The sequence below is a fragment of the Rahnella selenatireducens genome (genome assembly GCF_046449555.1).
GTDB classification, from domain to species: Bacteria; Pseudomonadota; Gammaproteobacteria; order Enterobacterales; family Enterobacteriaceae; genus Rahnella; species Rahnella selenatireducens.
The window spans coordinates 405,234-419,397 of the sequence record NZ_JBKEZJ010000001.1 but is presented as its reverse complement, the minus strand read 5'-3'; the positions used below and the strand labels follow the sequence as shown (position 1 = coordinate 419,397).

12 protein-coding genes are annotated in these 14,164 nt (G+C 54.2%); 6 read left to right on the top strand and 6 right to left on the bottom strand.

Annotated elements, in window-relative coordinates; translation table 11 throughout:
- The 4 genes from kdpC to ACLBVC_RS02030 are packed head-to-tail and all read right to left on the bottom strand — an operon-like array spanning window position 1 to window position 4,513.
- Window positions 1–594 carry a potassium-transporting ATPase subunit KdpC gene (gene kdpC / locus ACLBVC_RS02045; protein ID WP_410148073.1) on the bottom strand — a complete coding sequence of 198 codons (594 nt, stop codon included), beginning with the start codon at window positions 592–594 and terminating at the stop codon, window positions 1–3.
- A gap of 30 nt (window positions 595–624) precedes the next feature.
- Entirely contained in the window at window positions 625–2,691 is a 2,067-nt protein-coding gene (kdpB, locus tag ACLBVC_RS02040; RefSeq protein ID WP_410147800.1) for a potassium-transporting ATPase subunit KdpB, read from the bottom strand.
- A gap of 43 nt (window positions 2,692–2,734) precedes the next feature.
- Complete coding sequence (kdpA, locus tag ACLBVC_RS02035) at window positions 2,735–4,423, bottom strand: potassium-transporting ATPase subunit KdpA (RefSeq protein ID WP_410147798.1); 1,689 nt, start codon at window positions 4,421–4,423, stop codon at window positions 2,735–2,737.
- The gene (locus ACLBVC_RS02030) at window positions 4,424–4,513 is read right to left on the bottom strand and encodes a K(+)-transporting ATPase subunit F (protein ID WP_101075733.1); all 90 of its coding nucleotides are present in this window, start codon (window positions 4,511–4,513) and stop codon (window positions 4,424–4,426) included. It lies immediately after the preceding gene.
- 306 nt (window positions 4,514–4,819) lie between these two features.
- Here ACLBVC_RS02030 and ACLBVC_RS02025 point away from each other — a divergent pair, with 306 nt between their 5' ends.
- The 4 genes from ACLBVC_RS02025 to ACLBVC_RS02010 all read left to right on the top strand — a co-directional run bounded on the left by ACLBVC_RS02025 (window position 4,820) and on the right by ACLBVC_RS02010 (window position 8,711).
- Window positions 4,820–5,026, top strand: coding sequence for a YbfA family protein (locus ACLBVC_RS02025; protein WP_104924772.1), 207 nt, complete (start codon window positions 4,820–4,822; stop codon window positions 5,024–5,026).
- A gap of 276 nt (window positions 5,027–5,302) precedes the next feature.
- Window positions 5,303–6,256, top strand: a complete 954-nt coding sequence (locus ACLBVC_RS02020) for a YbgA family protein (protein WP_410147797.1) — start codon at window positions 5,303–5,305, stop codon at window positions 6,254–6,256.
- A gap of 9 nt (window positions 6,257–6,265) precedes the next feature.
- Complete coding sequence (phrB, locus tag ACLBVC_RS02015; protein ID WP_410147795.1) at window positions 6,266–7,696, top strand: deoxyribodipyrimidine photo-lyase; 1,431 nt, start codon at window positions 6,266–6,268, stop codon at window positions 7,694–7,696.
- Between the two features lie 31 nt (window positions 7,697–7,727).
- Window positions 7,728–8,711, top strand: a complete 984-nt coding sequence (locus ACLBVC_RS02010; RefSeq protein ID WP_410147794.1) for an MBL fold metallo-hydrolase — start codon at window positions 7,728–7,730, stop codon at window positions 8,709–8,711.
- A gap of 48 nt (window positions 8,712–8,759) precedes the next feature.
- Here ACLBVC_RS02010 and ACLBVC_RS02005 read toward each other — a convergent pair whose 3' ends face one another.
- Both ACLBVC_RS02005 and ACLBVC_RS02000 read right to left on the bottom strand, forming a co-directional pair.
- On the bottom strand, window positions 8,760–10,223 hold the full coding sequence (locus tag ACLBVC_RS02005) for an FGGY-family carbohydrate kinase (RefSeq protein WP_410147793.1): 1,464 nt from the start codon (window positions 10,221–10,223) through the stop codon (window positions 8,760–8,762).
- Window positions 10,224–10,236: 13 nt separating this feature from the next.
- Window positions 10,237–11,526 carry an MFS transporter gene (locus ACLBVC_RS02000; protein WP_410147791.1) on the bottom strand — a complete coding sequence of 430 codons (1,290 nt, stop codon included), beginning with the start codon at window positions 11,524–11,526 and terminating at the stop codon, window positions 10,237–10,239.
- 319 nt (window positions 11,527–11,845) lie between these two features.
- Between ACLBVC_RS02000 and ACLBVC_RS01995 the strand changes: the two genes are divergently transcribed.
- Complete coding sequence (locus tag ACLBVC_RS01995; protein WP_195814185.1) at window positions 11,846–12,631, top strand: SDR family oxidoreductase; 786 nt, start codon at window positions 11,846–11,848, stop codon at window positions 12,629–12,631.
- Window positions 12,632–12,699: 68 nt separating this feature from the next.
- Window positions 12,700–14,154, top strand: a complete 1,455-nt coding sequence (locus tag ACLBVC_RS01990; protein WP_410147789.1) for an FAD-binding oxidoreductase — start codon at window positions 12,700–12,702, stop codon at window positions 14,152–14,154.
- Window positions 14,155–14,164 lie beyond the last annotated feature (10 nt).

Here is a 14,164-nt window from a genome sequence, read left to right as displayed (position 1 = left end):
TTAATTCGTTTTCAGCTCATCCAGCGCCCGGTTAAGGCCGAGCACGTTCACGACGTCCGGCCCCAGGAAACCAATCAGCGGTGATGAGGTATTATCATCAATTAATTTATTCACTTGCGCCAGTGGCAGCCCGCGTGCGGCGGCAATTCGCGGTGCCTGCCACTGCGCCGCTTCCACGGAAATCTGTGGATCCAGCCCGCTGGCGCTGGCGGTCACCAGATCCACCGGCACTTCAGCAGGGCTTTGCGGATTGACTTTACGCAGCGCCGCCACGCGATCTTTCACGGCCTGATCCAGCGCCGGGTTACTGGCGGCCTGGTTACTGCCGCCGGATGCCATCGCGTTATAGGGTGAATCCGACATCACGGACGGACGCCCCCAGAAGTAATCATTGCGCGTGAAATTCTGGCCGATAAGCGCGGAACCCACGAGTTTATTGCTGCCGTCTTTGAGCAGCGAGCCCATCGCCTGCGTGCGGAATACCAGCTCAGAAACGCCGGTGGTCAGCAGCGGATAGACCACACCGGTGGCCAGCGTCAGCAGAACGGTCATCACCAGAGCAGGGCGGACATAAGCAGTACGGGTTACAGACATCATAGTTTCCTCAGACAGTTAACGTAAACTTCAGCTCAGGTGTAAAACAGTCAAAATTATATCAATCAGCTTGATGCCGACGAACGGCACCAGCAGGCCGCCCACGCCGTAAATCCACAGGTTACGGCGCAACAGCGACGCGGCGCTCATGGCTTTGTAGCTCACGCCTTTCAGCGCCAGCGGGATCAGGAATACAATCACCAGGGCGTTGAAAATAACCGCAGACATAATGGCCGACGACGGTGACGTCAGGTGCATCACGTTCAGCGCATTCAGCTGCGGATAAGTTGCCGCAAAGGCCGCCGGGATGATCGCAAAGTATTTTGCGACGTCGTTGGCGATACTGAACGTGGTCAGTGAACCGCGCGTCATCAGCATTTGTTTACCAATGTGTACCACTTCAATCAGCTTGGTCGGGTTGGAATCCAGATCCACCATGTTCCCGGCTTCTTTCGCGGCTTGCGTACCGGAGTTCATTGCTACCGCCACGTCAGCCTGCGCCAGAGCCGGGGCGTCGTTAGTACCGTCGCCGGTCATCGCGACCAGACGGCCTTCCGACTGATACTGGCGGATCAGCGCCAGCTTGGCTTCCGGCGTGGCTTCTGCCAGAAAATCATCCACGCCCGCTTCGGCGGCAATCGCGGCGGCGGTCAGACGGTTATCCCCGGTGATCATCACCGTTTTGATACCCATCTTACGCAGCTCGGCGAAACGTTCCTTGATGCCGCCTTTAACGATATCTTTCAGCTCGACCACGCCCAGCACTTTCGCGCCTTCTGCCACCACAAGCGGCGTACCGCCTTTGCGTGCCACAGTTTCTACCAGCCCGTCTACCGCTTTAGGGAACGTACCGCCGTTGGATTCCACATGGCGGCGAATGGCGTCCACCGCACCTTTACGGATATTCCGGTCGCCGACGTTCACGCCGCTCATGCGGGTTTGCGCGGAGAACGGTACAAAGGTGGCGTTCAGCGAATGAATATCGCGCTCGCGCAGATTAAAGCGTTGTTTCGCCAGCACCACGATACTGCGGCCTTCCGGCGTTTCATCGGCCAGCGATGATAACTGCGCGGCATCGGCCAGTTCCTGTTCCGTCACCTGAGGCGCGGGCAGGAACTGCGAAGCCTGGCGGTTACCGAGCGTAATGGTCCCGGTTTTATCGAGCAGCAGCACATCCACGTCACCGGCGGCTTCCACCGCACGGCCACTGGTGGCAATCACGTTGGCTTCCAGCATGCGGCTCATCCCCGCGACGCCGATGGCGGAAAGTAAACCGCCGATGGTGGTCGGGATCAGACAAACCAGCAGCGCGACCAGCACGGTGACGGTCACCGGAATGCCCGCGTGGCTGGCGTCTACGCTAAACAGCGAGAACGGATACAGCGTGGCGGTGGCCAGCACGAAGACCAGCGTCAGCGCAACCAGCAAAATGGTCAGCGCCACTTCGTTTGGCGTCTTGCGACGTTTCGCACCTTCGACCATCGCAATCATGCGATCCAGGAACGTATCGCCGGGGTTGGCTGAACATTCGACTACCAGCCAGTCGGACAGCACACGTGTCCCGCCGGTAACGGAAGAAAAGTCACCGCCGGATTCGCGGATCACCGGTGCGGATTCTCCGGTGATGGCGCTTTCATCCACGGATGCGCCACCGATCAGCACTTCGCCGTCACACGGCACGGTGTCACCGGCTTCGATCAGGACATAATCACCTTTACGCAGCGTATCAGCCGCGACTTTGATCACCGGTGATTCCGGGCGCGGTTCGTAAATCTTCTTCGCCCAGCTGGTTTTCTGCACGCCTTTCAGGCTCTGCGCCTGCGCTTTACTGCGGCCTTCCGCCAGCGCTTCGGCGAAGTTGGCAAACAGCACGGTGAACCACAGCCACAGCGACACGCTGCCGGTAAAAGCGGCGCTGCCGTCGGTGTGGTGTGACAGAATCGCCAGCCAGATAAGCGTGGTGAGAATACTGCCCAGATACACCACGAACATCACCGGGTTGCGCCACTGAACGCGCGGATCCAGCTTTTTCACCGAATCCAGCAGGGCGGTGCGGATCAGTTGAGGTTCAAATAATGCACGTTGTTTACGGCTCATTTTATTAATCTCTATATTCATTAATTCAACGAATTACGCAGCATTACTGTGCTGACCAAACCTGCAAATGTTCCGCGACCGGACCCAACGCCAGCGCCGGAATAAAGGTCAGCGCGCCGACTAACAGCACGGTGCCTACCAGCAGGCCGATAAACAACGGGCCAGACGTTGGCAGTGTGCCGTTACCGGCTTTCTGACGTTTTTTCGCCACCAGAGAACCGGCGATAGCCAGTACCGGCAGGATCACGCCAAAGCGTCCGAAGAACATGCAGACCGCCAGCAGCAGGTTGTAGAACGGCGTATTCACGCTCAGCCCGGCAAATGCGCTGCCGTTGTTATTGGCGGCAGAAGACACGGCGTAAAGCACTTCGCTGAACCCGTGCGCGCCGGGGTTTGCGATCCCCGCACGACCGGGGTCGGTGACCAGTGCCAGTGCGGTGCCAAGCAGCACCAGTGTCGGTGTCACGAGGATTGCCAGCGCGGTCATCTTCATGTCGTAAACGTCGATTTTCTTGCCGAGATATTCCGGCGTGCGGCCAATCATCAGCCCGGCAATAAACACCGTCAGCAGCACGAACAGCAACATGCCGTACAGACCAGAACCCACGCCGCCGAACACCACTTCACCGATTTGCATCAGCCACATCGGCACCATGCCGCCGAGTGCGGTGAAAGAATCGTGCATGGCGTTAACCGCGCCGCAGGAGGCCGCCGTTGTTACCACTGCATACATTGCCGAGGCCAGAATGCCGAAGCGGCTTTCTTTCCCTTCCATGTTGATGTTGCTGGTGGCACCCAGCGCAGTGAAGTGCGGGTTGCCTTGCAGTTCGGCGTACATCACCACCACGACGGACACCACGAAAATCACCGACATCGCCCAGACCAGCGCGTGGCCCTGACGGTTGTCACCGACAACGCGACCAAAGGCAAAACACAGCGCGCACGGGATGATGAAAATCGCCAGCATCTGCACCATATTGGTCAGCGCCGTAGGGTTCTCAAACGGATGTGCGGAGTTTGCACCGAAGAAACCGCCGCCGTTGGTCCCCAGCATTTTAATGGCTTCCTGAGACGCCACCGGCCCCATCGGCAGCGTTTGCTGCAAGCCTTCCAGTGTGGTGATGTGCTGATACGCTTCAAAGTTTTGAATCACACCCTGGCTGACGAAGAATAGCGCCAGCAGGAATGACACCGGCAGCAGCAGATAGATTGTGATGCGCCATAAATCTGTCCAGGCGTTACCGATGGTTTGCGCGGAAGGACGTGCGAAAGCGCGGATCAGCGCAAAGGCAACGGCGATACCCGTGGCGGCAGAAAGGAAGTTTTGTACCGTTAAACCGACCATCTGGCTGAGATAGCTCAGCGTATTTTCGCCGCTGTACGCCTGCCAGTTGGTGTTGGTCACAAAACTGACGGAGGTGTTAAACGCCAGATCCCATGACATCCCGCCGAAATGCTGCGGGTTCATCGGTAAAACGCCCTGCGCCATCAGCATGGCGGTCAGGACAATAATCCCCAGAATGTTGAATACCATGATCGCCAGTGCGTACTGCCACCAGTTCATCTCAGCCTCGCGGCTGCCGGAAGTGCGTAATACGCCGTATTCAATGCGCTGTAAAAGTGCGCCGGGCTGTCCTTCAATCAGTTGAGCAATAAAGTTACCCAGTGGTTTTGCCAGCAGCAAAAGCACCAGCATAAAACTGGCAATCATTAAGAATCCGGTTGCGGCCATTTAAAAATCCTCCGCATTCAGCAGGGCATAAACCAGATAGCCGAGCAGCAGGAGAACCAGCAATGCGCCGCAGATTACGCCAACAGTCACAATCCACCTCCACAGGTGTGTTTTTATGTTGGGAGGAGAATATGAAAAGGCGGGAAAAGATCCTGAAAAGAAATCGGATATACGTGTAAAAAAAGTATAAAAATGCGCAAATAAAAAACCATTAAGAAACTTAAATAGCGTATTTATTTAACGGTTTTGTAACTCAATTACAGCGATAGCCAAAAAATGGCGAAAATTTACACTTCCAAGTGGTCAGATGAGTAGTAAAATTTCACCGATTGCAGTAAAATTTTTCACAACTTCCAGTTTCCGAAAAATTTGCACAGGAGCAACGCTATGTCCGATATGACTGACTACACGCCGTACACAATGACCCGCATTCTGGCCCGCCGCGCTTTTGTGCTGGCAGCCGGAGTTCTGGCCCTGCCGGTCATGCTTTTCCGTTCAGACCGCGCCCGCTTTTACAGCTATTTACACCGCGTGTGGATGAAAACCAGCGATAAACCGGTCTGGCTGAGCCACGCTGAAATGGCGACACAAGACTTTTACTGATTTGCCTCCCTCCCCTGCGAAGGGGAGGGGTATTAAGGCCAAACGCCAGATTTGAAGTTTGCGTAGGCAGTTACTTGTTCTGTCAAACCCCCTCCCGGCCTCCCCCTTCGCAGGGGGAGGAGCCAAAAACCCCGTTTCTCAAACGGGGTTTTTTTATTGTCCCTTTCAGAAAACCTGTACAACATTATTTTTATGTATAACTTATGCTAAGGTTATACGTGAGAGTGATGATCCACCAGACACTCCCATTTCTTACTTCAACGCCGGGGGCTGACAATGACGAAAACAATTCCTGTTGGTATCAGCGCGTGTCTGCTGGGTGACAAAGTTCGCTTCGATGGCGGCCACAAGCGTTTTGCGTTTGCTGTTGAGCAACTCGCGCCTTACGTTCGTTTCGAACCGATTTGCCCGGAAATGGCCATTGGCCTGCCGACGCCACGTCCCGCCCTGCGGCTGGTCAGAACGGACGACGGCGTTGCGATGCGTTTCAGTAATGACGAAACCATTGATATCACGAGCAAAATGCAGAATTATGCCGAAATGCGCGTCGCGCCGCTGACGCAACTTTGCGGCTATATCGTCTGCGCGAAATCCCCGAGCTGTGGCATGGAGCGGGTGCGGGTTTACAGTGCCAACGGTAAAGACGCGAAGAAAAGCGGCACCGGACTTTTCACCGCAGAGCTGATGAAACAGCATCCGTGGTTGCCGGTGGAAGAGGACGGGCGGCTAAACGATCCTGTCCTGCGTGAGAATTTTGTCGAACGCGTTTTCACGCTGTTCGAGCTGAATCAGCTGCGCGAAAGCGGTCTGACGCGCGGCAAACTGATGGCGTTTCACAGCCGTTACAAACTTTCCCTGCTGGCTCATTCACAGCCGGAATACCGCGAGCTGGGGCGTTTTGTCGCCGCGATGGCTGAGTGGGATTCCCTCGACGAATACTTCCTGGAATACCGTCAGCGCCTGATGAACCTGTTGCAGCACAAAGCCACGCGGCGCAATCACACCAATGTGCTGATGCACGTTCAGGGCTATTTCCGTAAACAGCTGAATTCGTCGCAACGTCAGGAACTGGCGGGGCTGATCGACCGTTACCGTCGGGGCGTGCAGCCGCTACTCGCGCCCATCACCCTACTGAAACATTACATGTCGGAATATCCCGACGCCTACCTTTCGGGCCAGCGTTATTTTGAGCCCTATCCTGAAGCCTTATGCTTACGATACGGACATTAAAGGACAATTATGACCACGCATTTAGTCTGGTTCCGCAACGACCTGCGCATTACCGATAACCGTGCTTTACATGCCGCCTGTGAGGATCCGAAGGCGCGTGTGATCGCGATATTTGTTGCCACGCCGGAGCAGTGGAAACAGCACGAGATGGCGCCGCGTCAGGCGATGTTTATCTACCAGCACCTTCAGGCGTTGCAGCATTCCCTGGCGGAGCGCGGCATCGAGTTGCATTACCACCAGTGCGATGATTTTGCTGGCAGCGTGAACTGGCTGAAAGATTTCTGTGTGGGCGAAAAGGTCAACGCGCTGTTTTACAATAAACAGTATGAAATCAACGAACGTCAGCGCGATGTTGCGCTGGAAAAAGCCGTTAGCGGTAATGTTCTTTGCCACGCATTTGACGATAGCCTGCTGCTGCCGCCGGGTTCTGTTACCACCGGCAACAACGAAATGTACAAGGTTTACACACCGTTTCGTCGGGCATTTTTGACACGCCTGACGGAATCGGACAGCCGCTCGCTGCCCGCGCCGCAGGCACGTGAAAATGCCGGAAAAACGGTGATGCATAAACTGATGCCGTTTGATTATCCGCTGGCGGATATTGGTGATGATTTCGCTGTCGGCGAGGAAGCCGCCCGCAACCAGTTGCGAAGTTTTTGTCGCGAGCAGGTGCAGGATTATCTTGAACAGCGTGATTTACCGGCAGTTGACGGCACCAGTTCACTGTCCCCGTATCTGGCCATTGGCGTGCTTTCGCCGCGTCAATGCCTGAACCGTCTGCGCGCCGAATGCCCCGACGTGCTGGAAAAAACCGACGGTGGCGCATTTGGCTGGCTGAACGAACTGGTCTGGCGCGAGTTTTACCGCCATCTGATCGTCGCCTGGCCGAAGCTTTGCAAACATCAGCCTTTCATTGAATGGACTGACAATGTGCGTTGGCGTCACGCGCCCGATGAATTACAGGCCTGGAAAGACGGTAAAACCGGTTATCCGATTGTGGATGCAGCCATGCGCCAGCTTAATTCCACTGGCTGGATGCACAATCGCCTGCGGATGATCGTCGCCAGTTTTCTGGTGAAAGATCTGCTGATTAACTGGCGTGAAGGCGAGCGTTATTTCATGTCGCAACTGCTCGACGGCGATCTGGCGGCCAACAACGGCGGCTGGCAGTGGGGCGCTTCCACCGGCACTGACGCTGCACCGTATTTCCGTATTTTCAACCCGACCACGCAGGGCGAACGGTTTGATAAAGCCGGAGGTTTTATCAAAGCCTGGGTGCCGGAACTGGCGGATGTGCCGGAACGAGACATTCATCAACCGCATCGTTGGGCTGAAAAACAGCGTCGCGTGCTAGACTACCCGGTGCCGGTCATTGACCACGCCCGCGCGCGTAAAGATACGCTTGCGGCATTTGAGGCGGCAAAAAACCGGTCTGCATGACCTTGCACTCACCACGACAAGGAGCGATGTGATGAAAAAGTATCTGCTGGCGCTGATGATTGGCGGCTGGATAAACCCGGCGGTGGCGGGCTTTGATGTCATCGCCCTTGGCGTGAACGGTGGCGTGGAAGAAGGCAATCTGACGTCGTACCTGGTGCGCAGTGATGATCAGAAACTGTATCTCGGGCTGGATGCCGGGTCGGTTTTGCCGGGCATCCGCAAGGCGCTGGAGAAAGGCAATTTCCCTGAAGTGACGGCAGAAAATGCCGCGCCGCTGACGCCGCAGGGCGCGGTTTTCCGTCATCTGATTGGCGGTTATTTTATCAGTCATGGTCATCTCGACCATCTGGCCGGACTGATTATCAGCTCACCGGAAGACACGAAAAAGCCGATTTACGGCACGGCGGATACCATCGGCACATTGCGTCAGCACTACTTCAATGGACGCGTCTGGCCGAATTTCACGGATTCCGGCAGCGGCCTGCGTATCGGCACGTATCGACTGAATCAGCAACGCCCGGATCAGCGCTTTTCGCTGGGGCTGACCGGCCTTGATGGCCGCATCTTCCCGCTCAGCCACGGCGGCACGCCGTCGAGCATGATTCTGATCAGCCGCAACAAAGAGTCGTTTGCGTTCTTTGGGGATACCGGCCCGGATGAAGTGGAGAAATCGAAAAACCTTGACGCCACCTGGCGCGTGCTCGGCGAAGAGATCAAAGCAAAACGCCTGAAAGGGATGATCATCGAAACGTCTTATCCGGACGGCTTGCCCGACAGCAAACTTTTCGGACATCTGACCCCAGACTGGTTGCTCAAAGAACTTGGCAACCTGCAACAATACGCCGGTGGCGAAGGTTCGCTGAACGGGCTGACGGTGATTATCAGCCATGTCAAACCAAGCCTGAAAGCCGGTGTCGATCCCGAAAAAGAGATCATGGCGCAGCTTGAGAAAGGCAATACTCCGGGCGTGAAGTTTGTCCGGATGCAGCAGGGTGACAGACTGACACTGGAATAAGGGTGTAAAAAAGAGGGAAACGATCGTTTCCCTCTGAAGTGTATCGCGTTAATCCACCAGCGGGCTCAGCGCCTGCAACACCGGATCTAAATGGGTATTCATTTTCTGATAAACGTCAGCATTCAGGGCGTTATAAAGCTGATGATTTTTTCCGTCGGGCGTGAAATGTTCGCCCATCCGCACCATCTTTTCGGTCGCTTTTTCGTAACTGTCAAAAATACCCGCGGCCATTCCGGCGTTGACCGCGCACCCGACGGCGGCCGAGCCTTTCATCAGATTACGTCGGGTCGGCACGCCAAATACGTCGGCGAAGATTTGCATGAATAAATCACTGTTTGCGCCTCCACCGGAAATAATCAGGCCTTTGAACGGTACGCCCAGTTCGTCTGCCATCTTATCCATATGATTTTTCATGGTAAAAGCGATGCCTTCGAGCATTGAGCGGTACATGTGCGCGCGGGTATGGCGTCCGTCAAATCCGACCATCGCGCCTTTACGGAACTCGGCTTCTGATGGCGGTGCCCAGTCGTGAACCGTCAGTAATCCTTCACAGCCTGCCGGAATTTTCGTCGCTTCACGATTGAGTAATTCTTCGATGCTCAGGTCTTTTTCCTGCGCATCGGCCAGCGCGGCAGCACCAAACTGGTCGCGGAACCAGCTGATGGTCCACATTCCGCGGCGCACGCCCATACATTCATACAAATAACGCCCCGGAATTGACGCCTGGAACGGCCAGAAGTTTTGCGCATTTTTCACGTTTTCGTGGCCGTGAACCATTGCGCCAATGTAGGTTCCCAACGAAATCAGCGCGATACCCGGTTCGAGCGTGCCGGCGCCCAGTGCCTCGACGGCCTTGTCGTGCGCGGTAGCAATCACCGGGATCCCGTCGGGCAGACCAATCTGGCGCGCGGCTTTTTCACTCAGATAGCCGAGCTTTTCGCCAGGTTTCACCACATCGAAAACCTGACTGCGGCTCAGGTTGCAGCTTTCCCATTGCGCAGGATCGGTGCTCCAGTCGAGCGTGTCATTGTCCATCGGCCACCAGCCGATGTAATTGGCACAGGTATCTTTGAATTCACCGGTCAGGCGGTGAGTGATGTAGCCGGACGTCGTCGTGACATATTTCACCTCGCCGTAGCACTCAAGTGGCTGATAAGGTTTATTCAGGCGCTTATCCATCCAGTTGATCACCGGCCACGCCAGCTCGCCGTTGCCTTTGAGCAGAACGCGGCAGCAGCGGATGACGCACACGCCCATCGCCAGAATCTGGCTCGCGTCGCCACCCTGCGCATGAAAGTTGTCCATGACTTTGCCGAAGGCAACTTTCAGTGAATCCCACAGGTCATCGTCCGGGTGTTCAGCCAGCAGCGGCGCGGGGATATCCAGTTTTCGCAACGCCTGTTTGCCTTCGCAAATGACATTGCCTTCCGTATCGAAAATCACCACTTTTGCACTCTGTGTGCCGACATCCACGCCCATCAGATATTTTTTGTTCATTGAAAAGCTGTCCATATTTAACGCTCCGTTAGATGAATTCCTGTGTTGGCTGCTTTGCGGTTCCGGCCGGAACGGCGTGGCTGCGGATATTTCTGATCAGTAATGCCGTAAAAATGAGCACCATGCCCGTGGCCGCGAGGCCGAGCAGCCACATGTTGCGATAGGCCACGGCGGCGGGCAGGGTGTCCTGCCAGTGGCCGACCAGCGGATAGACAAACACGTCTGGCAGAAAGCCAATCACTGAGCAAATCCCGACCGTAGTGCCCATGATGTATTTCGGTGTGCGGGCTTCGCCGATGCAGGCAAAATACAACCCGCGCGAGGCGTAACAGGCGAAAGCCAGCAGCAAAATAAGCCCGATACCAATGAAGACTGATGACGGATGCGCGTTGGTTATCAGCAAAACGGCCAGCGTGATAATGCTGACAAGTGACAGCAACTGAACGGCTCGGGTCGGGGATTTCAGCCGGGTGTATGTGGTGATAATGCCCCCCAGCGGACCGCACAGCGCGCGGAAAATCTTGTTAATGACGATGCCCATATAGCTGGCGGCGACCAGCGTCATGCCATACATTTCCGTCAGATAGTTAGTGGAATAGCTGAGGATCGCGTAGATGGTGTAAACGCCGAAAATAATCAGACTGCAATACCAGGTGGTACTGATTTTCAGCACCGAAGCGATGTCTTTCAGGCTGAATTTTTGCGTGCCGCTCTCGTCGCTTCGCACCGTAAAACCGTCCTGCACGAAGAACCAGCACAGCACGCCCAGCAGGATATAAACGCCGCTGTAAATCAGGATCACGGCTTTCAGGCTGGCCGGATTTTCTGGGGCGAACAGGGAAAAGACCCACATGGTAAAGACTGCCAGCGCCATGACGCCGACACCGCGCAGGCCTTCCATCCAGCCCATGATTTTGCCCTGTTCCTCGTGATTTCCGAGCAACGACGCGGCTTTTATGGAAACGGACCACAGCATTAAAATCGTGGTAATGGCAAACGCTACCTGAATGACGATCATCACCCAGAACGGCGGATAGACGGCCATTAATAAGCCCAGCAGGCCGGTGATGATCATGGCGAAACTCATCATTTTTTTGTGTGAGAATTTATCGGCAATAATTCCGCTGGGTGCATATAAAATAATCGCCGTAATACCGAATGTGCTCATAATTAACCCTATTTCGGTATTGGAAAATCCCATGAACTTTGCCATGGGTATTTGGTAGATATAACGCAAGTAAGCCAGGTCAAAACTGACACCGCCGCTGATACTTATTATTGCCAGCGTCAGCCAGCGACGAAAATTAGAAGATTCCATATTGCTGCCCTGTATTTTTAGCGGATTAAGGCAAAAAAAAAGAGAAAAGCAGACTTCCCCGCAGGAGGGAAGTTACTTTTCTCTTGATCTCTGGTAACTGAGAATAGTAATAGCATGCCGCAATATTAATTTACCGTGAGAAATCTCACAGAATTATTAAACGAGTTTTTTGTGAGTCTGCTCACGGAATCCGGCTAATTAAACATGGTACACCTTAAAGCCAGTTACTAGAGCCGATGAGAAAAGTAGCTTCCCTTTATTTCCGGGGAAGATTGCTTTTCTCTTTTTTTTTGGATTTTTTCAGGTAAGGAGCTTCACTATGTCGTTGAACGCGCTGAATGAGTTTTCACTGGATTTCTTCTCTCTGAAAGGAAAAACGGCCATCGTCACTGGCGGAAACAGTGGTTTGGGCCAGGCTTTTGCGGTTGCCTTGGCCAAGGCCGGGGCCAATTTGTTTATTCCAAGTTTCATTATGGACAAGGGTGAAACGCGTGAACTGATTGAATTACAAGGAAGTCGCGTTGAGTTTATGCAGGTGGATATCACCGAGAAAGGCGCACCGGCGCGTGTGATTGAGCAATGCCTGAAAACCTTTGGCACGGTGGATATCCTGGTCAACAACGCCGGGATCTGTAAGCTCAATAAAGTGCTGGATTTTGGCCGTGAAGACTGGGATCCGATGATTAATATAAATCTGACCGCGGCGTTCGAATTAAGCCATGAAGCCGCGAAAATCATGATCCCGAAAAACGAAGGGAAAATTATTAATATTTGTTCGCTGTTCTCTTATCTGGGCGGGCAATGGTCTCCGGCTTATTCCGCCACCAAACATGCGCTGGCTGGCTTTACCAAAGCGTATTGCGACGAACTGGGTCAATATAATATTCAGGTCAACGGGATTGCGCCGGGATATTACGCCACCGACATTACGGCTGAAACCCGGAAAAACCCGGTCACCAATCAGCGCGTATTAGATCACATTCCGGCAAACCGCTGGGGAGAAACCCAGGATTTAATGGGGACAATGGTCTTCTTAGCCAGTCGTGCGTCAAATTATGTTAACGGACACCTTGTGGTTGTCGATGGCGGTTATTTAGTCCGTTAATTTTGTTATGCGTATTCAGGGTGGTTCCTGAGTCTGATTTAAATTTACTGAAAAAATAAGGATTATTTATGTCGTTATCCCGTGAAGCCATTGTTGATCATTTAAAAGAGATCGTCGGTCCGGCGCAGGTCATTACCGATGAGGAAGTGCTGAAGAAAAACAGCGTCGATCGCTTCCGTAAATATGCCGATATTCATAACGTTTTCACGCTGCCACTGCCTGCGGCGGTCGTGAAACTGCACAGCACGCAGCAGGTGTCCGACGTGCTGGCGTTTCTGAATAAACACGAAATTAACTGCGTGCCGCGTACCGGCGCATCCGCCACTGAAGGCGGGCTGGAAACCGTGGTGAAAAACTCGGTGGTGCTCGACGGTTCAGGTCTGAATAAAATCGTCAAAATCGATATCCGCAATATGCAGGCCACGGCGCAGTGCGGCGTGCCGCTGGAAGTGCTGGAAAATCAGCTGCGTGCGCAGGGTTACACCACCGGACATTCGCCGCAGTCCAAGCCGCTGGCGCAGATGGGCGGCCTGGTCGCCACGCGCAGCATCGGGCAGTTTTCCACGCTGTATGGCGCAATTGAAGACATGGTGGTCGGGCTGGAAGCCGTGTTCCCGAACGGAGAAATCACCCGGATTAAAAATGTGCCACGCCGTGCCGCCGGGCCAGACATCCGTCATGTGATTATCGGGAACGAAGGTGCGCTGTGCTATATCACTGAAGTCACAGTGAAAATTTTCAAATACATGCCGGAAAATAATCTGTTCTACGGTTATACGCTGGAAAACATGCAGACCGGTTTCGACATTCTGCGTGAGGTGATGGTTGACGGTTATCGTCCGTCCATTGCCCGCCTGTATGACGCCGAAGACGGCAGCCAGCATTTTACGCATTTCGCCGACGGTAAATGCGTGCTGATCTTCATGGCCGAAGGGACGCCGGGCATTGCGCGGGCGACTGGTGCAGGCATCGAAGGGATTGTGGCGCAGCATCCGGAATGTCAGAAAGTGGACAGCGCGCTTATCGAACGTTGGTTTAACCACCTGAACTGGGGGCCGGAAAAAGTGGCCGCAGAGCGCGAGCAAATCCTGAAAACCAATAACATGGGCTTCACCACGGAAGTCTCCGGCAACTGGTCGAGCATTCACACTATTTATGAAAATGTCATTCGCCGCATTCGCGATGAATTCCCGCACGCGGACGATATCACCATGCTCGGCGGTCACTCCTCGCACAGCTACATCAACGGCACCAACATGTATTTTGTCTACGATTACAACGTGATGGACTGCAAGCCGGAAGAGGAAATCAACAAGTACCACAATCCGCTGAACAAAATTATTGTCGAGGAAACCATTAAGCAGGGCGGCTCGATGGTGCATCACCACGGCATCGGCAAACACCGCACGCACTGGACCAAAGATGAACACGGCAGTGCCTACTACATTCTGAATGCGCTGAAAGACGTTTACGACCCGAAAGGGATCATGAATGCGGGTACAATTTATCCCATTGAAAAGTAGTTACTTTTGC

What these genes read in the sequence shown, in the direction of transcription:
- kdpC (WP_410148073.1), bottom strand. Translation starts at nt 594, where the DNA reads ATGTCTGTAACCCGTACTGCTTATGTCCGCCCTGCTCTGGTGATGACC.
- kdpB (WP_410147800.1), bottom strand. Translation starts at nt 2,691, where the DNA reads ATGAGCCGTAAACAACGTGCATTATTTGAACCTCAACTGATCCGCACC.
- kdpA (WP_410147798.1), bottom strand. Translation starts at nt 4,423, where the DNA reads ATGGCCGCAACCGGATTCTTAATGATTGCCAGTTTTATGCTGGTGCTT.
- ACLBVC_RS02025 (WP_104924772.1), top strand. Translation starts at nt 4,820, where the DNA reads ATGACTGACTACACGCCGTACACAATGACCCGCATTCTGGCCCGCCGC.
- ACLBVC_RS02020 (WP_410147797.1), top strand. Translation starts at nt 5,303, where the DNA reads ATGACGAAAACAATTCCTGTTGGTATCAGCGCGTGTCTGCTGGGTGAC.
- phrB (WP_410147795.1), top strand. Translation starts at nt 6,266, where the DNA reads ATGACCACGCATTTAGTCTGGTTCCGCAACGACCTGCGCATTACCGAT.
- ACLBVC_RS02010 (WP_410147794.1), top strand. Translation starts at nt 7,728, where the DNA reads ATGAAAAAGTATCTGCTGGCGCTGATGATTGGCGGCTGGATAAACCCG.
- ACLBVC_RS02005 (WP_410147793.1), bottom strand. Translation starts at nt 10,223, where the DNA reads ATGGACAGCTTTTCAATGAACAAAAAATATCTGATGGGCGTGGATGTC.
- ACLBVC_RS02000 (WP_410147791.1), bottom strand. Translation starts at nt 11,526, where the DNA reads ATGGAATCTTCTAATTTTCGTCGCTGGCTGACGCTGGCAATAATAAGT.
- ACLBVC_RS01995 (WP_195814185.1), top strand. Translation starts at nt 11,846, where the DNA reads ATGTCGTTGAACGCGCTGAATGAGTTTTCACTGGATTTCTTCTCTCTG.
- ACLBVC_RS01990 (WP_410147789.1), top strand. Translation starts at nt 12,700, where the DNA reads ATGTCGTTATCCCGTGAAGCCATTGTTGATCATTTAAAAGAGATCGTC.